This window comes from Pseudomonas atagonensis (assembly GCF_011369485.1).
GTDB classification, from domain to species: Bacteria; Pseudomonadota; Gammaproteobacteria; order Pseudomonadales; family Pseudomonadaceae; genus Aquipseudomonas; species Aquipseudomonas atagonensis.
In genome coordinates, this window is the sequence record NZ_VXCA01000004.1 from 1 (window position 1) to 23534 (window position 23534).

Annotated in this window: 21 protein-coding genes and 1 pseudogene; 11 read left to right on the forward strand and 11 right to left on the reverse strand. The window is 61.0% G+C overall.

Going from position 1 to position 23534, the window contains the following annotated elements:
* Positions 1 to 452 precede the first annotated feature (452 nt).
* Genes F2P67_RS02770 through ligD form a run of 3 tightly spaced genes read left to right on the forward strand, consistent with a single transcriptional unit; the run spans position 453 to position 5436 of the window.
* On the forward strand, positions 453 to 1829 hold the full coding sequence (locus tag F2P67_RS02770) for an iron-containing redox enzyme family protein (RefSeq protein WP_166217011.1): 1377 nt from the start codon (positions 453 to 455) through the stop codon (positions 1827 to 1829).
* 11 nt (positions 1830 to 1840) lie between these two features.
* Positions 1841 to 2794: a methyltransferase gene (locus F2P67_RS02775; protein WP_166217013.1), complete on the forward strand. Its 954-nt coding sequence runs from the start codon at positions 1841 to 1843 to the stop codon at positions 2792 to 2794.
* A 17-nt stretch (positions 2795 to 2811) separates the two neighbouring features.
* On the forward strand, positions 2812 to 5436 hold the full coding sequence (gene ligD, locus F2P67_RS02780; protein ID WP_166217015.1) for a DNA ligase D: 2625 nt from the start codon (positions 2812 to 2814) through the stop codon (positions 5434 to 5436).
* On the opposite strand, the gene F2P67_RS02785 is transcribed toward ligD, so the two are convergent.
* Together F2P67_RS02785 and F2P67_RS02790 are read right to left on the reverse strand one after the other, a co-directional pair.
* Positions 5437 to 5838: a hypothetical protein gene (locus tag F2P67_RS02785; RefSeq protein WP_178120901.1), complete on the reverse strand. Its 402-nt coding sequence runs from the start codon at positions 5836 to 5838 to the stop codon at positions 5437 to 5439.
* Between the two features lie 80 nt (positions 5839 to 5918).
* A complete protein-coding gene (locus F2P67_RS02790) occupies positions 5919 to 6233 on the reverse strand; it encodes a DUF2388 domain-containing protein (protein WP_166217019.1) in 315 nt (104 codons plus the stop codon).
* 189 nt (positions 6234 to 6422) lie between these two features.
* Here F2P67_RS02790 and F2P67_RS28005 point away from each other — a divergent pair.
* Together F2P67_RS28005 and F2P67_RS28010 are read left to right on the forward strand one after the other, a co-directional pair.
* Positions 6423 to 7178 (forward strand): annotated as a pseudogene (locus tag F2P67_RS28005) (MCP four helix bundle domain-containing protein); the annotation flags it as partial.
* Positions 7179 to 7310: 132 nt separating this feature from the next.
* Complete coding sequence (locus tag F2P67_RS28010; protein ID WP_425511010.1) at positions 7311 to 8036, forward strand: methyl-accepting chemotaxis protein; 726 nt, start codon at positions 7311 to 7313, stop codon at positions 8034 to 8036.
* A 178-nt stretch (positions 8037 to 8214) separates the two neighbouring features.
* On the opposite strand, the gene F2P67_RS02800 is transcribed toward F2P67_RS28010, so the two are convergent.
* Complete coding sequence (locus tag F2P67_RS02800; protein ID WP_166217023.1) at positions 8215 to 8652, reverse strand: nuclear transport factor 2 family protein; 438 nt, start codon at positions 8650 to 8652, stop codon at positions 8215 to 8217.
* A gap of 541 nt (positions 8653 to 9193) precedes the next feature.
* On the opposite strand from F2P67_RS02800, the gene mqo reads away from it, so the two are divergent.
* Positions 9194 to 10840 carry a malate dehydrogenase (quinone) gene (gene mqo, locus F2P67_RS02805; protein ID WP_166217025.1) on the forward strand — a complete coding sequence of 549 codons (1647 nt, stop codon included), beginning with the start codon at positions 9194 to 9196 and terminating at the stop codon, positions 10838 to 10840.
* A gap of 78 nt (positions 10841 to 10918) precedes the next feature.
* Here mqo and F2P67_RS02810 read toward each other — a convergent pair whose 3' ends face one another.
* Positions 10919 to 11347: a nuclear transport factor 2 family protein gene (locus tag F2P67_RS02810; RefSeq protein ID WP_166217027.1), complete on the reverse strand. Its 429-nt coding sequence runs from the start codon at positions 11345 to 11347 to the stop codon at positions 10919 to 10921.
* Positions 11348 to 11397: 50 nt separating this feature from the next.
* Positions 11398 to 11550: a hypothetical protein gene (locus F2P67_RS27635; protein WP_178120900.1), complete on the reverse strand. Its 153-nt coding sequence runs from the start codon at positions 11548 to 11550 to the stop codon at positions 11398 to 11400.
* 221 nt (positions 11551 to 11771) lie between these two features.
* Between F2P67_RS27635 and F2P67_RS02820 the strand changes: the two genes are divergently transcribed.
* The 3 genes from F2P67_RS02820 (at position 11772) to F2P67_RS02830 (ending at position 14270) form a co-directional block, all read left to right on the forward strand.
* Positions 11772 to 12218 carry an NUDIX hydrolase gene (locus tag F2P67_RS02820; RefSeq protein WP_178120902.1) on the forward strand — a complete coding sequence of 149 codons (447 nt, stop codon included), beginning with the start codon at positions 11772 to 11774 and terminating at the stop codon, positions 12216 to 12218.
* A 176-nt stretch (positions 12219 to 12394) separates the two neighbouring features.
* Complete coding sequence (locus F2P67_RS02825; protein WP_166217032.1) at positions 12395 to 13606, forward strand: helix-turn-helix domain-containing protein; 1212 nt, start codon at positions 12395 to 12397, stop codon at positions 13604 to 13606.
* 31 nt (positions 13607 to 13637) lie between these two features.
* Positions 13638 to 14270 (forward strand): Vgb family protein, encoded by a 633-nt coding sequence (locus tag F2P67_RS02830; RefSeq protein WP_166217034.1) that lies wholly within the window; start codon positions 13638 to 13640, stop codon positions 14268 to 14270.
* Positions 14271 to 14425: 155 nt separating this feature from the next.
* Here the strand turns inward: F2P67_RS02830 and F2P67_RS02835 are convergent, their stop codons facing one another.
* Complete coding sequence (locus tag F2P67_RS02835; RefSeq protein WP_166217037.1) at positions 14426 to 15196, reverse strand: alpha/beta hydrolase; 771 nt, start codon at positions 15194 to 15196, stop codon at positions 14426 to 14428.
* Positions 15197 to 15307: 111 nt separating this feature from the next.
* Here F2P67_RS02835 and F2P67_RS02840 point away from each other — a divergent pair, with 111 nt between their 5' ends.
* On the forward strand, positions 15308 to 16252 hold the full coding sequence (locus tag F2P67_RS02840) for an aldo/keto reductase (RefSeq protein WP_178120903.1): 945 nt from the start codon (positions 15308 to 15310) through the stop codon (positions 16250 to 16252).
* Between the two features lie 6 nt (positions 16253 to 16258).
* Here the strand turns inward: F2P67_RS02840 and F2P67_RS02845 are convergent, their stop codons facing one another.
* Positions 16259 to 17152 (reverse strand): LysR family transcriptional regulator, encoded by an 894-nt coding sequence (locus F2P67_RS02845; RefSeq protein ID WP_166217040.1) that lies wholly within the window; start codon positions 17150 to 17152, stop codon positions 16259 to 16261.
* 98 nt (positions 17153 to 17250) lie between these two features.
* On the opposite strand from F2P67_RS02845, the gene F2P67_RS02850 reads away from it, so the two are divergent.
* On the forward strand, positions 17251 to 17727 hold the full coding sequence (locus tag F2P67_RS02850) for a (R)-mandelonitrile lyase (RefSeq protein ID WP_166217043.1): 477 nt from the start codon (positions 17251 to 17253) through the stop codon (positions 17725 to 17727).
* Between the two features lie 35 nt (positions 17728 to 17762).
* Here F2P67_RS02850 and paoC read toward each other — a convergent pair whose 3' ends face one another.
* The 4 genes from paoC to F2P67_RS02870 form a co-directional block, all read right to left on the reverse strand.
* A complete protein-coding gene (gene paoC / locus F2P67_RS02855) occupies positions 17763 to 19961 on the reverse strand; it encodes an aldehyde oxidoreductase molybdenum-binding subunit PaoC (protein WP_166217046.1) in 2199 nt (732 codons plus the stop codon).
* Complete coding sequence (locus tag F2P67_RS02860; RefSeq protein WP_166217049.1) at positions 19958 to 20911, reverse strand: FAD binding domain-containing protein; 954 nt, start codon at positions 20909 to 20911, stop codon at positions 19958 to 19960. Before F2P67_RS02860 ends, paoC begins: the two co-directional genes overlap by 4 nt.
* The gene (gene paoA, locus F2P67_RS02865; RefSeq protein ID WP_166217051.1) at positions 20908 to 21531 is read right to left on the reverse strand and encodes an aldehyde dehydrogenase iron-sulfur subunit PaoA; all 624 of its coding nucleotides are present in this window, start codon (positions 21529 to 21531) and stop codon (positions 20908 to 20910) included. The genes F2P67_RS02860 and paoA overlap by 4 nt, the downstream gene beginning before the upstream one ends.
* Positions 21532 to 21754: 223 nt before the next feature.
* Complete coding sequence (locus tag F2P67_RS02870; RefSeq protein WP_166217054.1) at positions 21755 to 23509, reverse strand: L-lactate permease; 1755 nt, start codon at positions 23507 to 23509, stop codon at positions 21755 to 21757.
* Positions 23510 to 23534: the final 25 nt, after the last annotated feature.

The window sequence follows — 23534 nt, forward strand, 5'->3', positions numbered from 1 at the left end:
GCAGATCCGTTGCTGCGGGTGCTGCTACTGGCGGTTTCGTCCTGACGGTCGACTCCCTTTGGCAAACGCCGGAGTGCCGGCCCAGGCTTAAGGCAGCAAAGGTTTTCACCCTGAGGTTCGGCCCTCGCTGTGGCTCGGGTTCCTTCGTTCCGACGGGCTCCGTGGATCAAGATCAAGAGCGGTTGGCTTTGGTGGCCTGACAGCCGAGCAGTTTCTTCCTGATGTACGCGATCCAAATGTGTGTGCGGGCTTGCTCGCGAAGGCGTCGGGTCGGCCAATCATTTGTTTGCTGGCTGGGCGCTATTTTTTCATCTCCCGCAACTGTGGTTCGGCGAAGACCGCTCGCCGTCCGTCCGGGCAATTTTCAGCTCGATTGAATTTTTGGCATGCGTCGCCTCTCTGCTGCTGTAGAGGCGTGCGAATCGTCCTGCCAATCGACCGAGAATTTTGCCATGACTGTCCTGACACGCCTGCACGCTGCGCCCGCGCAGCTTCAAACGATTGATTCTGTCGGTGATTACCGGCGCATTTATGAAGCGTTGTTTGCGGATGAAGAAGGGCACGCCGTGGCGTCCTCCTTTCTTGATGAGCAGTTACGACGCGCCGCCGATTTGCCGGAAGAACTGCCCGGTGATCCGGCTTCGTGGCATGGCTGGGTGGCTGCGCATTGTGCCGATGTCGCTCGTCAGTACGCGGATTATCTGCAGCAGCGCAAGGCCGGCGGGCCTCGGCAGTTTTTCAGCGGCAAGGCGCATGCGCTGTACTTTCTGCAAGCGGTGGCACCGACCAAACAGGTGGATGGTGCCTGGTTGTACGGGCTGATGCAGCACTGGCGTGACCCGCGTTTCAGCGGTTTGCTCAGTACTTATCTGGAGGAACTGGGCGAGGGTAATCCGGCGCAGAATCATGTGGTGATTTATCGCAAGTTGCTGGCCGAGTACGACCTGGAACACGCCAGCCCGATCACCGATGAGCGTTACCTGCAGGGCGCTTTACAGCTCGCGCTCGGTGCGTGTGGTGACGAGTATTTACCGGAGGTGATCGGTTACAACCTCGGCTACGAGCAATTGCCGCTGCACTTGTTGATCAGCAGTTATGAGTTGAGCGAGCTGGGTATCGATCCGTATTACTTCACGCTGCACGTGACCATCGACAACGCCAGCACCGGGCATGCGCAGAAAGCCGTGCAGGCTGTTCTCGATTTGCTGCCGATGGCGGCGGATCGTGAAGATTTTCTGCGGCGGGTGTCGCTGGGTTATCGGCTCAATGACCTGGGGCAGGGCAGTCGCGCCCTCATTGAGGGGTTTGACCTGCAGGCTGAGTTGCTGGCGATGCTGGAGCGCAAATGCCCGTTCGCCCAGCACATGCACTCGGACTATTGCCGGTTCGAAGGCAAGACAGTCAATCAGTGGCTGGCCGAGCCGGCGCATTTGCCCGGATTCCTGCAAGCCTTGCAGAACAAGGGCTGGATCAAGCGTCACGAAGACCCGCAGGCCAGTCGCTTCTGGCAATTGATCGACGGCGATGGTGCCGCGATGTTCGGGGTGTTCAGTGCCTACGAAAAACAACTGGTGCACGACTGGATTGCCGGTGACTGGAAACCGGCAAGTAAAACCACTCCATTGCGTCGCCCAGCCATAGGTCAGCCACTGATTGAGGTGCCCGAACAGGATGCCGATGTGCAGCAGCTCAACGCCACACTGCAAGGTCTGGACGGTTACGCGCAGATCGCGGCGTTGATTCCGTGGCTGGCTCCGGCTCGACATGCGCACCCGGCCGGGTTGCTGGCCACGCGCAAATTCATCGAACTCAATTCCAGCCTGCGTTAAGGAAATCGCCCATGAATCAGGAAGAACAATTGTCCGTTCACGACCTTACGCTGCTGCAGTTGGGCCGACGCTTGCAGGCCGACGGCTATCGCTTCATTACGCCAACGCCACTGACCCATCAGCGCGTAAACCTGCGCGATGAAGGCCAGGTTGCCGACACGCTGCGCGATGTCTTCGGCTGGTCGCGGTGGTTTGCGCCCGGCCTGTTGTCTGTCGACGAGCAACGGCAGTTGCAGGACGCCGAGGTCATCGACGCTTGCGACGGCCGCTTCAAGAGCCGGGTGCGCTGGTCGAGTCTGGATGACTTGCTGTTTGTGCATTCGGGGTTTCCCACTGAGGCGGCCGATTCGGTGTTTTTTGGCCCGGACACTTATCGGTTCGCGCAGTTGATTCACGGCCATCTGCAACAGAGTTTCGCGCCGATCCAGCGTGCGGTGGACATCGGTTGCGGGGCCGGAGTCGGCGCGATTCTGATTGCGCGTGCACGGCGCGATGCGCAGGTGTTCGCGGTAGACATCAATCCGGCGGCACTGCGCCTGACCGCGATCAACGCGGCGCTGGCGGAAGTGGCCAATGTCGAGGTGCAGGCCAGCGACATCTTGCAGGGCGTCGACGGCGAGTTTGATCTGATCATCGCCAACCCGCCGTACATGGCGGATCCGGCCGGACGTGCATACCGGCATGGCGGCGGGACACTGGGTGCGGGGCTGTCGTTGCGTATTGTTGAGCAGGCGCTGAATCGCCTGGCTGCGGGCGGCTCGTTGTTGCTGTACACCGGTGTGGCGATGGTCGATGGCCGCGACCCGTTTCTCGACACCGTGTTGCCTCGGCTGGATGAGTCGCGGTTTGCCTGGACCTATCGCGAACTCGATCCCGATGTCTTCGGTGAAGAGCTGCTGAATCCCGGTTATCAGCGGGTCGACCGCATCGCCGTGGTCGCCTTGACCGTGACCCGAATTGGCTGAAACAAGGCAGGTGTGTCATGAGCAGAAACCTCGATGACTACAACCGCATGCGCGATTTTTCCGCGACATCGGAGCCGGCAGCGATAAAGCGCTCAGGCAAGAAAACTGCGGCTGAGCATGCCTTGCAGTTCTGCATTCAGAAGCACGACGCCTCACACCTGCATTACGACTTTCGCCTCGAACTCGATGGCGCCCTCAAGAGCTGGGCCGTGCCCAAAGGGCCGTCTCTGGATCCCAAGGTCAAGCGTCTGGCGGTGCACGTCGAGGATCATCCGCTGGATTACGCGACGTTCGAAGGCAGCATTCCCGAGGGGCACTACGGCGCTGGCGACGTGATTGTCTGGGATCGCGGCGTGTGGATCCCGCAGGAAGACCCGCAGAAGGCCTACGCGAAGGGCAAGCTCAAGTTCGAACTGCAAGGCGAGAAGCTTGCCGGCCTGTGGAACCTGGTGCGCACGCATATGCCTGGCAAGAAGGAAAACTGGTTCCTGATCAAGCATCAGGACAGCGCCGCCCGCCCGCAGGACGATTACGACGTGTTGGTTGCCGAGCCGGACAGCGTGCTCAGCGAGCGTACGCTGGTCGATAAACCCAAGCTGGCGGCGAAGCAGGTCAAACCGCTGAAACAGACTCCGGCCAAGGCGGGTAAAGCGGCCACGGGCAAGCTGGCCGGCGCACACAAGGCGAAAATCCCCGCGCAACTCAAACCGCAATTGGCGACGCTGGTGGACAGTGCACCCGAGGGTGACTGGAGCTACGAGATCAAATTCGACGGCTATCGGATCATGGCGCGTATCGATCACGATCAGGTGCAACTGTTCACGCGCAATGGCCACGACTGGACGCACAAGTTGCCGAAACAGGCTGAAGCGCTCGCCGCGCTGGGGCTGGAGTCGGCGTGGCTCGACGGTGAAATGGTGGTCGCCAACGAACACGGCGTGCCGGATTTTCAGGCGCTGCAAAACGCGTTCGATTCGGGGCGTAGCGCCCACATTCTTTATTACCTGTTTGATCTGCCGTACCTCAACGGCGTCGATTTGCGCGAAGTCCCGGTGGAAGAACGTCGGGCGGCATTGGCGACGGTGTTGAGAGCGCATGAGCAACCGTTGCTGCGCTTCTCCGAGGCGTTCGACGAAACCCCGGACGCGTTGCTCAACAGCGCCTGCCAGATGCAAATGGAAGGCTTGATCGGCAAACGCCTGGGTTCCTCCTACGTATCACGGCGCAGCAGCGACTGGATCAAACTCAAGTGCAAACATCGTCAGGAATTCGTCGTCGTCGGCTACACCGATCCGAAAGGGTCGCGCAGTTCGTTCGGCGCATTGCTGCTGGGGCTGCATGACCGCGACAGCGGTGAATTGCGCTACGCCGGCAAGGTCGGCACCGGTTTCAACGAGTCGACGCTGAAAACGATTCTCGCCCGGCTCAAACCGTTGCAGGTGAAGAGCGCAGCGGTGGTCAACCCGCCCAGCGGTTTTGAAGCCAAAGGTGTGCATTGGCTAAAACCGAAATTGCTGGCAGAAATCGCGTTTGCCGAAATGACCAAGGACGGCTCGGTACGGCACGCGGTGTTCCATGGTTTGCGCGATGACAAACCGGCCAAGGACATTACTGAAGAGCGAACCCGCCCCGTGAAAACTTCAGCGACGAAAGCCCCTGCAAAGAAGGCCGCGAAGCCTGCCTCGAAGCCGTCTTCAAAGAAAACCGCGGCCAGCCGATCCGAACCTGCCGAAACCGCGCCGTCGCAGCTCGGTCTGGCCAGCGGCAAGGTGCGCATCACCCACCCGGATCGGGTGATCGACGCGGTCAGTGGCACCACCAAAATGCAACTGGCTGAGTACTACGCCAGCGTCGCCGAATGGATTCTGCCGCAACTCAAGGATCGCCCGGTGGCGCTGGTGCGTGCGCCGGACGGTATCGCCGGTGAACTGTTCTTCCAGAAAAACGCCGAGCACTTGGCGATCCCTGGCATCACCACGCTGGACAAAGACGTCACTGGCCAACCGGTGATGCTGATCAACAACGCCGAAGCGTTGATCGGTGCGGTGCAGATGAGCTCGGTCGAATTGCACACCTGGAACGCGACCACGGTCGATCTGCACAAGCCTGACCGCTTCGTCCTTGACCTCGACCCGGATCCGGCGCTGCCGTGGAAAAGCATGGTTGAGGCGACCGCGTTGACCCTGACGGTACTCGACGAGCTGGGCCTCAAGGCATTTCTCAAAACCAGCGGCGGCAAAGGCATACACCTGGTGGTGCCGCTGACCCGCAAACTCGGTTGGGATGAGGTGAAGGATTTCAGCCACGCGATCGTCAGTCACATCGCCAAGCTGTTGCCGGAGCGTTTTTCGGCCGTGTCCGGGCCGAAGAACCGGGTCGGGCGGATCTTCATCGATTACCTGCGCAACGGTCTGGGCGCGACCACCATTTGCGCGTATGCGGCGCGCACGCGAGAAGGTCTGCCGGTGTCGGTGCCGCTGTTTCGTGAGGAGGTGGCCGAGATCAAGGGCGGCAATCAGTGGAACGTGCACAACGTTCATGAGCGACTGGCCGAGGTCGGTGACGCGCCATGGGCCGACCTGAAGAAAACCCGGCAGAGCATCACTGCCGAGATGCGCAAACGCCTCGGCATGAATAAATGATCAGGCGTCGCGCAGCAAGTCGTGGGCGTTGAGCAGTTCGAAGGCGATTTCCGGTCGATTTTCCAGACCCCGGCGAATGGCTGCCGGAATCGCCGCACGTGTCTTACGGCACAGCCCCGGTAATTCTTCAATCTGAATCGCGATGCCGCGCATGGTGCGCACTTCGTTGAAACCGGGTGCGACGTCGACGCGGATGCCCAGTTGCTCGTACATGCGCTGCTGCAGATGTTTGAGGTCGGAGAGGTCCTTGAGCATTTCCAGACGCGCGAGCAGTCGCTTTTCCTCCTCGCGAGTCAGGCGCAGGATGCGCAGATCCGCATCGGGATTTTCCAGCAACGGATCACGCCCGCAATTGCAGGCACCGGGCGGGCAGGGGGAGCGCAAGGGCACGGACGTCGTCATGGCCTCCATCATAGAGGCCGTCGGACAGTTTTGCCTATGAGCCTTCAGTTGCCATCCATCGGCGGCTTCATCACTGGCGCTTACTGATTCAAACCTTCGTAGTGAACCAGAATCGCATTGGCCAGATCTTCATCGCTGGCGTTGATGCCCGGGTTTTGCTGGCGAACCTGTTGCAGCACCGATTCAAGATAAACCCCACGAATGGCCCCGCCACTGGCGACAAATGCAGACAAGTCGTCACGAGCCGGAATCACCATTTTGTGATCCTTGAAGGTCGAGTACAGCGACGCGGAGACACCGGCCGAGGTGGCGACATCACCCGCGTCGACGCGGGCCAGCGCCGAACCGACGGGCAGGCATAAGAGTAAAGAAGAAACGAGCACTAACTTGCGCATGACGGTGTTCCTCCACAAGCGCGAAGCAAAAAGGGAAGGACTACATAATGTGAGAGGTGCGCGGCGAGCGGGAGTTCCATTCAGGCGTTTGGTCATCTGCTGACACGCTCTGGAACGGCACGAGCGTAGAAATAGGCTTAACTGAAACCCTGACAGGCGCATTCCAGCGTGCTCAGGGAGGATTCCACGGTGTCGATCAAACTGCGTTTGGTGTTGCTGATTGCGACCAGCCTGCTGACGGCACTGATCGTGAGTCTGGTCAGTTACGTCGGCAATCAGCGAATGGCCTCAGCGGTCAGCGACAACGCCGTCAGCATGAGCGCGCTGCGCAACCACATGGAAGCCGACATGATGCACGACGCACTTCGCGCCGATGTGTACTCGGCGATGCTGGTCGGGCTGGGCAAAAGCACGGGGACGGCGGCCGAGGTGCGCACCTCGATTGAAGAGCACGCGGGGCACTTTCGTGAAGTGCTTGAGGAAAACCTCAAGCTGCCGATCAACCCGACCCTGCGCACGGCGCTTGAGCAGATCAGACCCAATCTCGACACCTACATCAACGCGGGCGAACGAATTGTCGGGCTGGCACTCAACAACCCGGACGCGGCGCAGCACGAAATCGGTACGTTCAACAGCGCGTTCAGTCAGCTCGAAGCGCAGATGGCCGCTCTCAGCGAACTGATCGAAACCAATACCCGCGAGACCAGCCAAGGCACCGAAGCGGCGATCCGCAACGCCAATGTCGCCCTCGCGGTGGTGCTGATCGCGAGCCTGCTGTTGCTGCTGGTCCAAGGACGCTGGGTGATGTCGAGCATCATCGGGCCACTGAAAACCGCCAGCCGTATTGCCGAAAGCATCGCTCACGGCAATCTCGGCGAAGTGATCAGCGAGCCGACCGGCAAAGATGAAGCCAGCGCCTTGATTCGCACGCTGGCAACCATGCAACGGGATTTGCGCAACATGATCGACGTGGTGCGGCGCAACGCCCACGGCGTCAGCGGTATGAGCGAACAACTGAGCCACGGCTGCCATCAGGTTGCCGACAGCAGTCAGCAACAAAGCGTGGCCGCCAGCACCATGGCCGCGGCCGCCAGCCAGATGACCGCGAGCATCGAAGAAATCACCCGCCACGCCGAACGCGCGCTGGGCATGGCCAATCAAGCCGAGTCGCTGGCGAAGAATGGCGGGCAGGTGATTCATCAAGTAGTCAGCGACATGGATGACATTGCGCGCTCGGCGCAACAGTCGGCGCAAGTGATCCGCACGCTGGATCAGGAGTCCGAAGGTATCTTCAACATCATTCAGGTGATCAAGAGCATTGCCGACCAGACCAATCTGCTTGCGCTCAACGCCGCCATCGAGGCTGCCCGTGCCGGCGAGCAGGGTCGAGGCTTCGCGGTGGTGGCGGACGAAGTGCGCAGCCTCGCGGCGCGCACCAGTGCCTCGACCCAGGAAATCGCCGCGATGGTCGCACGCATCCAGCACAGCACCCGGGAAGCGGTCAGCAGCATGGAGGCGGGTGTGGCGCAGGTGGACAAGGGCATGGCGGTGACGGCTGACGTCGAGCGGGCAATCCGCGAGATTCTCGATGCGACGCTGAGCACTACGCAATTGGTCAACGACATCACCCGCACGATTGGTGAGCAGAGCCAGGCGAGTAACGAAATTGCCCATCAGGTGGAAATGATCGCGGGAATGTCCGAAGGCAACAGCAAGGTGATCGGGCAGACCGCGAATACCACGGATGAATTGTCGAGTCTGGCGGGGCAGTTGGCGCAGTCGGTGGATCGGTTTCGGTTGTAACGGCGGGGCACGGCAATGGCAGGTGCACTGTTTGGACTGACGCCTTCGCGGGCAAGCCCGGCTCCCACAGGTTTTAGCGGTGGTTACGCAGTTGCAGTGCACCACTGAACCCTGTGGGAGCCGTGCTTGCCCGCGAAGAGGCCCGTTCAGCCAACATCAAAACAAAGAACCGGGCTCGTCAGAACTTGAAAGCCTGCCGCCCAACCAACAACCATTTCCCGCCTTGCTTCTGCCAGATCTGAAAGTTCTCGATTTCCGTCGGCACGACTTCAGTTCCCTTCAACGCCTGCGCGGAGAAGTGGTGACGTACCAGCGCCGTGTCACCGGAAAGGGTGATGGTCTGATTCTGCATTTCCAGGGTCTTGAACGCGCTCTTGCCGGTTTCGATGTCGGCGATGAACGCCTGCTTGTCCTGAATCTTGCCGCTGGAATGACCGTAAGTCAGGTTCGGTGCGGTCAGCGCGTTCAGTTCGGCGATGTCCTTGTGCAGCATCGCCTGAGTCAGGTGGTCGACCGCTTGGGCGACGTCTTTTTCTGCCGGGGCAGTTGCAGCGAAAGTGTAACTACTACCACTGAAGGCGCAGAGAAAACCGATCAGAAGTCGGGTCTTGGTCATGGCTGTTGTTTCCTTGTTGTTATGGGGTTGATGACTGATTGATTCAAAATGTTAATTCATCAGTCATCGTACAACTTAGCAGGTTCTTTGGTGATTAGGCAGTGTCTACCGGGGGCAGATTGCACGAACCGTGCGCGCAAAGTGTTGAAAGGCTTCAGCCAGAGACTGCGCCGGGGTCATGTTCAGGCATGTGCTGCCGATAATGTCCTGAGCGCAAAAAGACCATGAAGTCGGGAACAGACGCGCGGGTTTGCCCTGACGTGATATTCTTCGCGCCAACTTGGTTTGACCTAATTCAGTTTGCTTGCCTTCGGGCGGGCTGACGGAATCCCTGTCGCTCAAGTAGCTGAAGCCAATAATGATAAGAAGTCAGTTCAGAAGGGACATTAACTGAGGTCGATGCGGTACGTCGGCCTTGTGTGCCCACCCGTCAATATTGAAGTGTGAAGGAACCTGCGACCCTAGCCTGAGTGTCGCGAAAAAAGGGGCCTCACGCGCACAACAGCGGCGGGCGGAAGGCGTTTTATCATAGGTGCAACAGATGTTTAAAAAAGTGAACACAGCCTTGCTGGGTCTGGCTTTGGCGATGGGGATGTCGTCCGCCAATGCTGACGAAGCAAAGAAAGTCGACGTCCTGCTGATCGGCGGCGGCATCATGAGCACCACCCTGGGTGTGTGGATCAATGAGCTGGAACCAAGCTGGTCGATGGAAATGGTCGAGCGTCTTGACGGCGTCGCCCTGGAAAGCTCCAACGGCTGGAACAACGCCGGTACCGGTCACTCGGCGCTGGCCGAGCTGAACTACACCCCGGAAGATGACAAGGGCAACGTCACGATCCCGAAAGCGGTCGAGATCAACGAAGCGTTCCAGGTCTCCCGTCAGTTCTGGGCCTGGCAGGTTCAGCAAGGTGTTCTGAAGAACCCTCGCTCGTTCATCAACACCACTCCGCACATGAGCTTTGTGTGGGGCGATGACAACATCAAGTTCCTGAAAAAGCGCTACGAAGCCCTGCAAGCGAGCCCGCTGTTCGCCGGCATGCAGTACTCCGAAGACCCGGCTGTGATCAAGAAGTGGGTTCCGTTGATGATGGAAGGGCGTGACCCGAACCAGAAAATCGCGGCCACCTGGAGCCCGCTGGGCACCGACATGAACTTCGGCGAAATCACTCGCCAGTTCGCCGGTTACCTGCAGACCAAGCCTAACTTCAACTTGAAACTGTCCAGCGAAGTGCAGGACATCACCAAGAACGAAGACGGCACCTGGCGCGTCAGCTACAAAAACCTGAAAGACGGCACCAAAACCGAAACCGACGCCAAGTTCGTGTTCATCGGCGCTGGCGGCGGCGCTCTGCACCTGCTGCAGAAGTCGGGCATTCCTGAAGCCAAGGAATACGCTGGCTTCCCGGTAGGCGGCTCGTTCCTGGTGACCGATAACCCGGCCATCGCCGAGCAGCACCTGGCCAAGGCCTACGGTAAAGCGTCGGTTGGCGCACCACCGATGTCGGTTCCGCACCTGGACACCCGTGTTCTGGACGGCAAGCGCGTCATCCTGTTTGGCCCGTTCGCGACCTTCAGCACCAAGTTCCTGAAAGAAGGCTCGTACCTGGACCTGCTGACCAGCACCACCACCCACAACATCTGGCCTATGACCAAGGTCGGCATCAAGGAATACCCGCTGGTCGAGTACCTTGCTGGCCAGTTGATGCTGTCGGATGAAGACCGTCTGAACGCGCTGAAGGAATACTTCCCGAACGCCAAAGCCGAAGACTGGCGCCTGTGGCAAGCCGGCCAACGCGTGCAAATCATCAAGCGTGATGAAGCCGCTGGTGGCGTGCTGAAACTGGGCACCGAAATCGTTGCTGCACAAGACGGCTCGATCGCCGGTCTGCTGGGCGCATCGCCAGGCGCGTCGACCGCTGCACCGATCATGCTGAGCGTGCTGCAGAAAGTCTTCAAAGACAAAGTCGCAACGCCTGAGTGGCAAGCCAAGCTGCACCAGATCGTTCCAAGCTACGGCACCCAGCTGAACAACGATCCAGCCAAAGTGGCTGCAGAGTGGGCTTACACTGCCAAAATCCTCGAACTGCCGACACCTCCAGTGATCGGTCAGGCTGCTGCTCCGGCTGCACCTGCAGCTGAAAAAGCTGAAGCACCGAAGGAAAATGCTGCACGTGACATGGCTCTGTAATTAGATCCCTGACACACAAAGCCCACTGAGCCGGCAACGGTCAGTGGGCTTTTTTGTGCCTGTGTCGTTGCCTGACGATCAGGCTTTGGCGGCGGCCAGATAAGCCCCGAGCCGTCGTCCCATTTCCTCTCCCAACGCCTGCAAGCCACTGAGCGGGCGCACCATCACTTCAAACTCGACGATCTTGCCGTGCTCGTCGAAGCGAATCATGTCGATCCCTTTCAGTTCCTTCGCGCCGACGTTGGCGCTGAATTCCAGAATCACGTTCAGCCCATCCGCTGTCGCCAGTTCGCGGTGGTATTTGAAATCTTCGAACACGTTGAACACGGTGTTGAGGATCATCGAAACCACCGGCGCGCCGGGGTAGGGCGTGTGCGCCATCGGCGAGCGGAACACGGCGTTGGCATCGAGCAATTCGGGCAGGGCAGTCAAATTGCCGGTGTGGATCATTTCGTGCCAGCGCTTCAGGGATTCGGCGACGTTGGTTTGCAGTTTCAGGTCAGTCATTTCCACTCCGGGAGGGTTGTTGTTCTTCAGACGATGGCAATGACTGTAGATCAAAGCGCTCGAATGGAAACCTTCAGTGCCGAGCTGAATACCGCCACATGACCGAAGCGGATCAGATGTTCATCTGATCCGTATTTTTTCACTGAATCTGCCTCTGTCACCGGCTCAGTCATCCGCGCAAAATGCCCCTGCGTTACGGTCACTCGCGGCAGTCCTTCATCCCGAAGCGCCCCGTGCACCGCAAGCTCAGCATTGAGGAGAGCAACATGAACAAGATGGCGATTTTCCTGGGTGGATTTCTGACATTGACCATTCTGATCGGCATGCTCGCGACGATTTCTCCGGTCTGACTTGACCGCCGCGGGTGTGTTGCGTGAATCGTGTTTAAATGCCGCGCCTCACACCTGCAAATGGATTTCAGACCATGGCTGAACAGCGTATTCGCGCACTCGCACTCTGTATTTTTCACCACAACGGCAAGATTCTGGTTAACCGGTTTGTCGACCCCGTCAGCCAGCAAATCTGCTTTCGCCCCCTCGGCGGCGGTATTGAATTCGGCGAGACGAGCGCCGAAGCCATCGAACGTGAGGTACAGGAGGAGCTGGGTCTTTCCATGACCGACAAGCGCTTGCTCGGGACGCTGGAAAGTCTGTTCATCTACAACGGCAAACCGGGGCATGAGTTCGTTCAGGTGTATGACGCCCGTTTCGAAGATGCCCGCGTCTATGAGCAAGAGCAGATTGCCGGCAAGGAAAGTGACGGTTCGCCTTTCTCGGCGAGCTGGCATGACAGTTCAAGTTTCAGCGAGCAATCGCCTCTGGTACCCAAAGGTTTGTTCGAGCTGCTGAAGGACGCCGGGCGACTCAAGTAAATGCCCATTGGAAAAGGATTGATGGATAACGAACTCATCCGGGTTCGCCAAGCCATCAATCCTTTTTGCGTTTCAGATCGCGCATCTCCCAGCGGGACGGGCAGGTAAAAACAGCATTCGGTATTAGACTCCCAGCAAGTTCCGACTCGGGAAGTGCCCGGCATGTTGAATTCGTCATGGACTCGTTGATTACCGCCGCCAGCAGGGCGCTGTCCGCTGGCGATCCGCTGGGCGCCTTGAACTATGTCGCCCTGCGCGATGATCCGCCGGCGCTGGCCTTGCGAGGCATCGCCATGGCTCAACTGGGCGATCTGCAGCGTGCGAAGCTTTTGCTGCAACGGGCGGTCAAGGCGTTCGGTGACAACGAGCCGCTGGCGCGAGCCCGTTGTCGGGTGGCCGAGGCGGAAGTGGCGCTGGCGGCGCGGGATCTGGCCTGGCCGGTGCAGGCACTGGAGGCCGCGCGGCGGGTTTTGCAGGAACACGGTGATGGAGTCAACGCCGCACATGCGCGGTACTTGCAGATCCGCCGGTTGTTGCTGATCGGTGAACTGGATGACGCGCAAACGCTGCTCGGTGATCTCGCCCCAACCACTCTGCCACCGGCGCTGCGTGCGGCCCATGAGTTAGTCGCCGCGGGCATCGCCTTGCGGCGGGTGCAGGCGCAGGCTGCAGAGGTCGCGTTGGTCCGTGCACAACGGGCGGCGGAGCAGGCTGGAATTCCTTCTCTGAGTGCCGAAATCGAGCACGCCAGACACCTTCTCGAAAGACCAGCCGCGCGATTGACCCGCGCGGGGCAGTCGCAGTCGGTGACGCTGGCTGAAGTAGAAACCTTGTTTGCCTCGACATCCCTGGTCATCGATGCCTGCCGTTACAACGTGCGCGGCGCCGGCATGACCGTGGCGCTGGCCAGCAGACCGGTATTGTTCCATCTTGCCCGCCTGCTCGCCGAAGCCTGGCCCGGCGATGTGTCCAGAGAAGTGCTGATCGCCAAGGCGTTCCGCTTGAAACTCAGCGATGACTCCCATCGCGTGCGCCTGCGGGTCGAAATCGGTCGCTTGCGCGCGGCGCTGCAGCCCTTGGCGAGCATCACCGCGACCCGTCAGGGGTTTACATTACAGGCAAGCGATGTGGCGCTGCTGACGTTGCCCGTTGAGGACAAATACGCCGCGTTGCTGGCCATGCTCGCCGACGGCGAAGCGTGGTCGAGTTCGGCACTGGCGCTGGCTCTGGGCAACAGTCAGCGTCAGGTGCAACGTGCGCTGGAAGCGCTGGCTTCTGAAGACAAGGTGCAGGCATTCGGTCTTGGCCGGGCGCGACGCTGGATGACGCCGCCCGTGCCGGGATTCGCGACGATCTTGTTACTCCCGGTGTCGCTGGGCAATGGCTAGTCTGGCCTCACACACCCACGAGGAAGTCACCATGAAACAGGCAAACGCAGAAATCGTTCGTGAATACGGCCCGTTTGACGGCATTGAAGGTGTTCACGGCGTCACCTTCGACGGCCGCCAGGTTTGGTTCGCCAGTGACGGCCAGCTCAATGCGCTGGACCCGGCCAGCGGCGAAACAGTGCGCACGATCAAAGTCAGTGCCGATGGCGGGACCGCCTTCGACGGCAAGCACTTGTTCCAGATCGCCGACCGTCGAATCAACAAGATCGACCCGGCCACCGGGCGCGTACTCCATACCATTCCGGCACCGGGCGATGGTGGCGACTCGGGCATGGCCTGGGCCGAGGGCACGTTGTGGGTCGGGCAATACCGTGACCGCAAGATCCACCAGATTGATCCAGAGACCGGCAAAGTCCTGCGTACCCTCGAATCAAACCGCTTTGTCACCGGCGTGACCTGGGTCGATGGTGCACTGTGGCATGGCACCTGGGAAGGCGAGGAAAGCGAGATTCGGCGGATCGATCTGGCCAACGGCGAGGTACTGGAAAGTCTGGCATTGCCCGCCGGCGTCGGCGTCTCCGGGCTGGAGGCCGATGGGGGTGAGCGGTTCTACTGCGGCGGCGGCAACAGCAGCAAGGTGCGGGCAGTGCGTCGGCCAAAATGATGCAGGGTGTCTGCACTGGCTTCTTCGCGGGCAAGCCCGGCTCCCACAGGAATTGAGGTACTGATCCGACTTCAGCCACACCACAAACCCTGTGGGAGCGGGCTTGCCCGCGAAGAGGCCAGCCCGCAAACAAATAATTCGCCTGCAGACAACGATCAGCGATTCAACACATCCCCCATCCACTCCAGATACTGCGCACGCTCGGATATCGAGTTGTGCCCCGAATCCGGCACCACCCTCAGCGTCGCCACGCCTTTGGGAAAGTTGCCCAGCAGCCGTTCCGTACTGTCCCGTGCAATCACCTCATCGTCGCTCGCCGCCAGTAACAGAGTCGGCACGCGAATGTGCGCCGCGTACTTGCCCGACTCGAAACGATCCTTGAGCAGCCACTTCACCGGCACCCACGGGTATTGGCGAGCGGCGATTTCTTCGAGGCTGTTGTAAGGCGTGACCAGAATCAGCTGCGCCACGGGCCGCTGACTGGCCAGCCTGACCGCCACGCCCGAGCCCAGACTGCGCCCGATCAACGACACCTGCGGATGGCTGGCGTAGACCTGATCGAACAGCGCCAGTGCATCCTCGGCAATCGCTTCTTCGGACGCAGAGCCACCGCTGCCGCCGAAGCCCCGGTAGTGCAGCAGGTAGATCGCGTAATCGGGAAATGCCCGGGAGAACTCCGGAAGATTGTGCGAGACGTCCTCGGCATTGCCGCCGAAATAGATCAGCGCGCGTGAGCCTGCGCGCTCGCGGGTGGTGACCCAGATATCTGCATCCGGCATCGACAGTTTCAGTCGCGATTCGCTCGCTGCAGGCGCGTCGGGCTGGGGGAAATAGATCAGCGAGCGCTGAAAAAAGAACAGCGCGGCGCACAGTACCAGGTACACGGCAACGATCAGGGCGACGAGCGACATCAGGGTTCGGGACATTCGGCTACTTTTAACGGGGTGAGCGGGTGGAATTCGCAGTGTAGTTCAGCGGTTCGCCACGGCAGTCTGCGCACACAACATGCAACAGATCCACGCAGCAGGGGAACCAGCATGAGCCACACTGAAGGTTACTCCCGTCGCCGATTGCTCACGCTGGCTGCCGGGGTTTCGGCGGTCTTCACCCTTGATCGGGCGCTGGCCACTGCCACGACGCCGACCGCCACAGGACAACAGACCATGCAGACCCGCGCGATCCCCTCCAGCTCCGAATTGATGCCCCTGGTCGGACTGGGCACCTATCGCGGTTTCGACGTCGGGCCTGGTGATCCGGCCTACAAGCAACTGCCGGCGGTGCTCGACGAACTGTTCGCCAAGGGCGGCACCGTCATCGACAGCTCGCCCATGTATGGCCGCGCCGAACAGACCACCGGCGAATTGCTGTCGATCCACCAACCGCGTTCCCCTGCGTTTCTGGCGACCAAGGTCTGGACTCGCGGGCGCGAAGAGGGCATCGCGCAGATGGAGCAGTCGTTCAGCCTGCTGCGCACCGAGCGCATCGATCTGATGCAGATCCACAACCTGCTCGACTGGCAAACGCATCTGCCGACGTTGCGCGAATGGAAGGAGCGGGGTCGTATCCGCTACATCGGCATCACCCATTACACCCCCTCGGCCTATGACGAAGTGGAAGCTGTGCTGAAGGCCGAGCCACTGGATTTTCTGCAGATCAACTACGCCCTCGATGACCGTGGCGTGGAAAAACGCATCCTGCCGCTGTGCCGAGAACGCGGGGTGGCGGTGATCTGCAACCGGCCGTTCGGTGGCGATGGTTTGCTTGCAAGGCTCAAGGGCACACCGTTGCCGGCGTGGGTTTCGGATGTGCAGGTCAACAGTTGGCCGCAGCTGGCACTGAAGTTTCTGCTGGCACATCCGGCGGTGACGTGTGTGATTCCGGGGACGAGCAATTCGCGCTACATGGCCGAAAACGTCAGGGCCGGGTTCGGGCCGATGTTGACCGATGCGCAGCGGCATCAGTTGATTGCGCTGGTGGGTTAGGTTCGATCAACCGCGATAACGCAACGCCTCCAGCAACAGTGCAAAAGCCGGCGCCGCCTGACGCCGGCTCGGATAGTACAGGTGATAACCGGCAAACGTCGGGCACCAGTCTTCCAGCACCTGCAGCAGACGGCCGTCAGCCAGATACGGCGCGACGAGGTTTTCCGGGATGTAACTGAGGCCGAACCCGTCCAGCGCCGCGTCCAGCAATGGGTAGACGCCGTTCAAGGTGACTTGCCCGGACACCCGCACCTTGAGGCTTTCGCCGGCCTTTTCGAATTCCCAGACGTACAGCCCGCCATTGGTGGGCAAACGCAGGTTGTTGCAGGCGTGCCCGGTGAGGTCACGTGGGGTCTGCGGTGGCGGGCGTCTGGCGAAATAGGCGGGCGAACCGACCACCGCCATGCGCATGTCCGGGCCGATGCGGGTGGCGATCATGCCTTGGGCGACGTCCTCGCCCAAACGCACGCCGGCGTCGAAGCCCTGGCCGGCGATGTCGACGAAACCATAATCGCAGCAGACCTCGACGGCGATGTCCGGGTACTGCGGCAGAAACTCCTTCAGCACCGGGCGCAGCAGCCAGTCCAGTGAATGGTCGGTGGCGCTGAGACGGATCTTGCCCGCCGGGGTTTCGCGCAAGTTGCTCAGCGCGGCGAGTTCCACCTCGATCTCTTCGAAGCGCGGGCCAATGGTTTGCAGCAAGTGTTCACCGGCCTCGGTCGGCGAGACGCTACGCGTGGTGCGGGTCAGCAGGCGCAGGCCGAGGCGGGCTTCAAGACTGCGGATGGTGTGGCTCAGCGCCGATTGCGATACGCCGAGTTTCGCCGCTGCCTTGGTGAAACTGCGCTCGCGGGCCACGGCGAGGAAGGCGAGCAGGTCGGTGGCGTTTTCCCGAAGCATTGATGATTTTCCTGCATAAGTTTTTTCGAATTCTAGTCGATTATCAGAAGAGTCCGCGTCGGTAGAGTGACTGACATCACTGACTGGAGACCGATACCATGAACCCGATCGCCGCTTCCGCGCTGACCCTTTCCTTGCTCGCCGCCGACACTCAGGCGAATGAAACGCCGCGGGTGACAGTCACGCCCAATGGCTCACAACCTTCGGCCCAAGGCCCGGCGGATTGGTTCACCGGGATCGTGCGGGTGGACGCGCCATTCAAGGGCTCGGACAAGGCACGGGTCAGTGGCGCGACCGTCACGTTCGAACCGGGCGCGCGCACCGCGTGGCACACCCATCCGTTGGGGCAGACCTTGATTGTCACGGCGGGCGCAGGTTTTGTGCAGGAATGGGGGCAACCGGTGCGCGCGATTCGTCCCGGCGACACGGTGTGGATCGCGCCCGGCGTCAAGCACTGGCATGGCGCGGCGCCGACGACGGCGATGACGCACATCGCGATTGCCGAAGTGCTGGACGGCAAAGTGGTGGAGTGGATGGAGCAGGTGAGCGCAGAACACTATCCGCGAGCCGACTAACCTGCGCCCATTACCTCCCCTGATTCGGCTGTCCGTCAGATCATCGCCGGCAACGAGTCAAGAATCTTGTCCAGCGTGATCGGGTAGTCCCGCACCCTTGCGCCGGTGGCGTTGTAGATTGCATTGGCCACCGCCGCACTCACGCCGCAGATTCCCAGCTCGCCGACACCCTTGGCCTTCATGGGTGAGGACAGCGGATCGGTCTCATCGAGGAAAATCACTTCCTGATGCGGGATGTCGGCATGCACCGGCACCTCGTAACCTGCCAGATCATGGTTGACGAAAAAGCCGAGTTTTTTGTCCACCGCCAGCTCTTCCATCAACGCCGCGCCGACGCCCATGGTCATTGCGCCGATCACCTGGCTGCGGGCCGCTTTCGGGTTGAGAATCCGCCCCGCCGCGCACACCGCGAGCATCCTTCGCACGCGCACTTCACCGGTGGCCGCGTCCACTGCGACTTCAACGAAGTGCGCGCCGAACGTCGACTGCTGATACTGCTTGGCGAGGTCGGCGAATTCGATGCTGTCTTCGGCGACGAGCGCACCGCTTTGCGCGGCGTTGCGCAGCGGTACGCTTTTGTTGCCGAGTCGCACCTGACCCTCGACAAATTCGGCTTTGTCCGCCGCCATGCCCAGCTTGCCGGCTACCGTTTCGCGCAGTTTCATGCACGCGGCATACACGCCTGCCGTCGAGCAGTTGGCGCCAAACTGGCCGCCGGAACCGGACGACACCGGGAAGTCCGAATCACCCAACCGCACGATGACATCGTCCAGTCCCACGCCCATCATTTCTGCCGCCGTCTGCGCGATGATCGTGTAGCTACCGGTGCCGATGTCGGTCATGTCGGTTTCCACCACCACTTTGCCGTCGCGCTCCAGCCGCACCCGTGCACCGGACTTCACTAGCAAGTTGTTGCGAATCGCCGCCGCCACGCCCATGCCGATCAGCCAGCGACCTTCACGTTGAGTGCCGGGTTGTGCGTGGCGTTTGTCCCAGCCAAAGCGCTCGGCGCCGGTTTGCAGGCATTCGATCAGACGGCGTTGGGAGAAGGGCCGCTCGGTTTTGACCGGGTCGACCTGGGTGTCATTGAGGATGCGGAACTGGATCGGATCGAGTTTGAGCTGTTCGGCCATCTCGTCCATGGCGATCTCCAGCACCATCAGCCCCGGGGTTTCGCCGGGGGCGCGCATGGCGTTGCCTTCCGGCAGATCGAGCGGTGCGAGGCGCATGCTGACCAGCCGGTTTTCCGCCGCGTAAAGCAGTTGGCTCGGTTGCGCCGCAACCTCGACCTTGCCCTCGGCGAGGTTGCCTGACCAGCCTTCGTGGGCGATGGCCGTGAGCTTGCCGTCAGCGGTGGCGCCCATGCGGATGCGCTGAATCGTCGCGGGGCGGTGCGTGGTGTTGTTGGCGATTTGTGGCCGCGCGAGGGCGACCTTGACCGGACGGTTGGCCAGGCGTGCGCCGAGGGCGGCGAGGATTGCGTCGGCGCGGACAAACAGTTTGCCGCCGAAACCACCGCCAATGTACGGCGAGACCAGGCGCACCTTGTCCTTGGGCAAACCGAGGGTGGCGGCGATGTCGCCGACGCTCCAGGCGATCATCTGATTGGACGTCCACAGGGTCAGTTGATCGCCTTTCCAGGCAGCCAGAGTCGCGTGCGGTTCCATCATTGCGTGGGACTGATCGGGAGTGCTGTAGGACTGGTCGAACTGCACCGCCGCGGCGCTGAAAGCACTGGCGAAATCGCCGTGGCTGACGTCGGGCAATTCGTCTTTCGGCTCGACACCCTGATTGCGCACGCTGGCCAGATCGAACGCACCCGCGTCGGCGACGTACTCGATTTTGACCAATTGGGCTGCAGCGCGAGCCTGCTCGAATGTCTCGGCAACCACTAGCGCCACGGCCTGATGGTAGTGCTGGATCTCGGGGCCGGCGAGCAAGTGCGCGGCGTTGTATTTGCCCTTGCCGAGCTTGCCGGCGTTGGCGGCAGTGACGATGGCCAGAACGCCGGGTGCGGCTTTTGCCTGCTCCAGATCCATGCTGTTGATGCGGCCCTTGGCGATGGCCGCGCCGACCATGAAACCGTATGCCTGATTCGCCACAGCCTCGTGCTGCTCGTAGGCGTAAGGCGCTTGGCCGCTGGTTTTCAACCGGCCTTCGATGCGGTCGGTGGGTTTGCCAATCACCTTCAACTGATCGATCGGATTGGTCGTGGCGGGCGTGTCGAATTTCATGCTTCGTCCCTCGCTTGCGCCAACACCGAGCCGAGCGTGCGTTCGACCAGGGTCAGTTTGAATTGGTTGTCGTGGGTCGGTGTTGCACCGTCGAGCAAGCGCTGGCTGACGGCTTTCGCCCCTTGGCTCAGCAACGCTTCCGCCGCTTCGACCCGCCAGGGTTTCGGCGCGATGCCGCCGACCGCCACGCGACCGCTGCCGTCCTTTTGCAGGATCAGCCCGACCGAGACCAGCGCAAACGCGTACGACGAGCGATCCCGCACCTTGTGATAAACATGCGTGCCGCCAACGGGGGCGGGCAAGGTCACCGAGGTGATGAACTCGCCGGGTGTCAGGCTGGTTTCGACGTTCGGAGTGTTGCCTGGCAGTTGATGGAAATCGGCCATGGCGATGCGGCGTGTACTGCCGTCGGGTTTGACCGTTTCGACCTGCGCATCCAGCGCGCGCAGGGCGATGGCCATGTCGCTGGGGTGCGTGGCGATGCACGCGGTGCTGACGCCGATGATGCCCAATTGCCGACTGACTCCGGCAATCGCCGCGCAACCACTGCCGGGATTGCGTTTGTTGCAGGCTTGATTGGTGTCGTAGAAGTACGGGCAGCGTGTGCGTTGCAGCAGGTTGCCGGCGGTGGTCGCCATGTTGCGCAACTGGCCGGAAGCGCCGGCAAGCAAGGCGCGGGAGAGCAGGGCGTAGTCCTTGCGCACGCGCGGGTCGGCGGCCAGATCAGTGTTGCGTACCAGTGCGCCAATGCGCAGGCCGCCCTCGGGTGTGGCTTCGATCTGATCCAGGCCCAAGTGATTGACGTCGATGAGTTGCAGCGGGGTTTCGATGTCGAGCTTCATCAGGTCGAGCAGGTTGGTGCCGCCGGCAATGAACTTCGCACCTTCGAGCTGAGCGGCCTGGGCAGCGGCGGCCGGGGAGTCGGCGCGCAGGTAAGTGAACGGTCTCATGATTGCACCTGCGCGACTTCAGTGATGGCTTCGATGATGTTCGAGTAGGCGCCACAGCGGCAGATGTTGCCGCTCATGCGTTCCTGAAACTCGCTGGCGATCAGTTGCGGTGGTTCGGTCAGGCTGGCGCTGGCGTGGCTGGGAATGCCGTCGCGGATTTCCTTGAGCACCGCCACCGCCGAGCAGATCTGTCCCGGCGTGCAATAACCGCATTGGTAACCGTCGTGCTTGATGAATGCCGCTTGCATCGGGTGCAGGTTGTCCGGCATGCCGAGGCCTTCGATGGTGGTGATTTCAGCACCGTCGTGCATCACCGCCAGGCTCAGACAGGAATTGATCCGTCGGCCATCGGCGATCACCGTGCAGGCGCCGCACTGGCCGTGATCGCAGCCTTTTTTCGTGCCGGTCAGGTGCAAGTGTTCGCGCAGCGCATCGAGCAGAGTGGTACGGGTGTCGATGTCCAGTTCACGCGGTTTTCCGTTGACGTTGATGGTCACTTTATTCATGGCCGGTTGCTCCAGATTGGCGGCGTAGGCCTTGAGGCTGATAAACGGTGGCATGGCGAACGCTGTCGCGGTCACGGCGCCGAGGATCAGAAATCTGCGTCGGGAAATCGTCATGGTTCGATTCCTTTTCTCTTCATCAGGGCAGCAGGGTTGTACGGCCCGGACGGGCAGCCAGCGTGATCGCCGGTCTCGTTAAGGAGTGACCGCTGAAGAGAGGAAAAGGTTTTTGCTGATTTGCGCCATAGAGTTATGCGCGTGGCTCATGAGTCTTCTGGATGTCACATTTAAATGTGGGAGGGGGCTTGCGCTTGCCCGCGAAGAGGCCATCACTGCCGCATCAATGTCCGCCAACGACCATGTGGGTAAACGGCGCCACATACGCCTGCAACGTCACCAACCCGCCGACCAGGATTGCCAGCACGATCGAGTGGAAGAACACGTAGCGCAGAATCTCGCCCTCATGCCCGTACCAACGGGTGGCGGTGGAGGCGACCACGATGGATTGCGCGTCGACCATTTTGCCCATGACCCCGCCGGAGCTGTTGGCCGCCGCCATCAGAATCGGGCTGATCCCCAGCTGTTCCGAGGTCACGCGCTGCAAGCCGCCGAACAGCACGTTGGAGGCCGTGTCGGAACCGGTCAGCGCCACGCCGAGCCAGCCGAGCAAGGTGCCGAACATCGGATAAAAAATCCCCGTCGCGGCGAACGCCAGACCCATGGTCGCGTCCAGTCCCGAATAGCGCGTGAGGAAGCCCAGCGCCAACATCGCCGCGATGGTGATCAGCGAAAAGCGCACCACCCACAACGTGCGCAGGTATTGCTTGATCAACTGCGGGATCGAATAGCCCATCAGCAACCCGCCAACAATCGCCGCGAGCAAAATGCCGCTGCCGGTGGCGGTGAACCAGGTGAATTTGTACACCGCTTCCTCGGCTTTCGGCGCGGGCACCACGGGTGGGACTTTTTCGACTTGCAGATGAAGCGTGGTGAAGGTCACGGCCGGGGCAAAAATCGGGTTGGCCTCGTTGACCGGTTTGCCTTGGGGATCGAGTTTGGCCGAGTGGGTGACGGGATCGATGGCCGGGCGCACGTCGAACATATTCTTGAAACCCTGGGTGCCCCAGGCAAACACAAACACCGTGAGGATGATCCACGGCATCCATGCGCGCATGACTGCCGGACGCGCCTGATCGCTGAAGGCGGCACTGGCGGTGACTTTTTCTTCCTCGACTTTAGAGTTGTCGACGCGCCCCGACAGCGCCGCCGAGGTGTGAATCGTCGCCGGTTTCCACACCTTCAAGAACAACGTCAGGCACGCCATCGAAATCAGCGCAGCGATCACGTCCACCAGCATCGGCCCGTGGTAGTTCGACACCAGAAATTGCGGCACGGCGAAACTGACGCCGGCCACCAGAATCGCCGGCCAGATCTCCAGCATCTTGCGCCAGCCGGCGAAAGCCCAGATCAGCCAGAACGGCACCAGCACCGAGAAGAACGGCAACTGCCGACCGACCATCATCGACAGCTCCATCTCGTCCAGCCCGGTGACCTTGGCCAGGGTGATGATCGGCGTCCCGAGCGCGCCGAACGCCACTGGCGCGGTGTTGGCGATCAGCGCCAGCCCCGAGGCGGCCAACGGCGAGAAACCGAGGCCGATCAGAATCGCCCCGGTCACCGCCACGGGCGTGCCGAAGCCTGCTGCGCCTTCGAAGAACGCGCCGAAGCAGAAAGCGATCAGCAGCAGTTGCAGGCGTCGATCATCGGTGATGCGCGCGAGGGAATCCTGCAGCACTTTGAACGAACCGTTCTCGGTGGTCAGGCGATGCAGAAAGATGATGTTCAGGACGATCCAGCCGATCGGCAGCAAGCCGTTGGCCGCACCGAACAACGCCGCAGAACCGGCCATGCTGGCGGGCATGCCGAAGGCGAAAATCGAGATCAGCAAGGCTGAAGCCAACGCCAGCAGCGCCGCCAGATGCGCCTTGACGTGGAAGAACGCCAGCGCCGCGAGCATCACCACCACCGGCACGGCGGCCATGAGGGTGGAGATCACCGGGTTGCCGAACGGGTCGTAGATTTGTTGCCAGACCATGGTGCACCTCTGCTTTTTATTCTTG

What these genes read in the sequence shown, in the direction of transcription:
- F2P67_RS02770 (WP_166217011.1), top strand. Translation starts at nt 453, where the DNA reads ATGACTGTCCTGACACGCCTGCACGCTGCGCCCGCGCAGCTTCAAACG.
- F2P67_RS02775 (WP_166217013.1), top strand. Translation starts at nt 1,841, where the DNA reads ATGAATCAGGAAGAACAATTGTCCGTTCACGACCTTACGCTGCTGCAG.
- ligD (WP_166217015.1), top strand. Translation starts at nt 2,812, where the DNA reads ATGAGCAGAAACCTCGATGACTACAACCGCATGCGCGATTTTTCCGCG.
- F2P67_RS02785 (WP_178120901.1), bottom strand. Translation starts at nt 5,838, where the DNA reads ATGACGACGTCCGTGCCCTTGCGCTCCCCCTGCCCGCCCGGTGCCTGC.
- F2P67_RS02790 (WP_166217019.1), bottom strand. Translation starts at nt 6,233, where the DNA reads ATGCGCAAGTTAGTGCTCGTTTCTTCTTTACTCTTATGCCTGCCCGTC.
- F2P67_RS28010 (WP_425511010.1), top strand. Translation starts at nt 7,311, where the DNA reads ATGGCCGCGGCCGCCAGCCAGATGACCGCGAGCATCGAAGAAATCACC.
- F2P67_RS02800 (WP_166217023.1), bottom strand. Translation starts at nt 8,652, where the DNA reads ATGACCAAGACCCGACTTCTGATCGGTTTTCTCTGCGCCTTCAGTGGT.
- mqo (WP_166217025.1), top strand. Translation starts at nt 9,194, where the DNA reads ATGTTTAAAAAAGTGAACACAGCCTTGCTGGGTCTGGCTTTGGCGATG.
- F2P67_RS02810 (WP_166217027.1), bottom strand. Translation starts at nt 11,347, where the DNA reads ATGACTGACCTGAAACTGCAAACCAACGTCGCCGAATCCCTGAAGCGC.
- F2P67_RS02820 (WP_178120902.1), top strand. Translation starts at nt 11,772, where the DNA reads ATGGCTGAACAGCGTATTCGCGCACTCGCACTCTGTATTTTTCACCAC.
- F2P67_RS02825 (WP_166217032.1), top strand. Translation starts at nt 12,395, where the DNA reads ATGGACTCGTTGATTACCGCCGCCAGCAGGGCGCTGTCCGCTGGCGAT.
- F2P67_RS02830 (WP_166217034.1), top strand. Translation starts at nt 13,638, where the DNA reads ATGAAACAGGCAAACGCAGAAATCGTTCGTGAATACGGCCCGTTTGAC.
- F2P67_RS02835 (WP_166217037.1), bottom strand. Translation starts at nt 15,196, where the DNA reads ATGTCCCGAACCCTGATGTCGCTCGTCGCCCTGATCGTTGCCGTGTAC.
- F2P67_RS02840 (WP_178120903.1), top strand. Translation starts at nt 15,308, where the DNA reads ATGAGCCACACTGAAGGTTACTCCCGTCGCCGATTGCTCACGCTGGCT.
- F2P67_RS02845 (WP_166217040.1), bottom strand. Translation starts at nt 17,152, where the DNA reads ATGCTTCGGGAAAACGCCACCGACCTGCTCGCCTTCCTCGCCGTGGCC.
- F2P67_RS02850 (WP_166217043.1), top strand. Translation starts at nt 17,251, where the DNA reads ATGAACCCGATCGCCGCTTCCGCGCTGACCCTTTCCTTGCTCGCCGCC.
- paoC (WP_166217046.1), bottom strand. Translation starts at nt 19,961, where the DNA reads ATGAAATTCGACACGCCCGCCACGACCAATCCGATCGATCAGTTGAAG.
- F2P67_RS02860 (WP_166217049.1), bottom strand. Translation starts at nt 20,911, where the DNA reads ATGAGACCGTTCACTTACCTGCGCGCCGACTCCCCGGCCGCCGCTGCC.
- paoA (WP_166217051.1), bottom strand. Translation starts at nt 21,531, where the DNA reads ATGACGATTTCCCGACGCAGATTTCTGATCCTCGGCGCCGTGACCGCG.
- F2P67_RS02870 (WP_166217054.1), bottom strand. Translation starts at nt 23,509, where the DNA reads ATGGTCTGGCAACAAATCTACGACCCGTTCGGCAACCCGGTGATCTCC.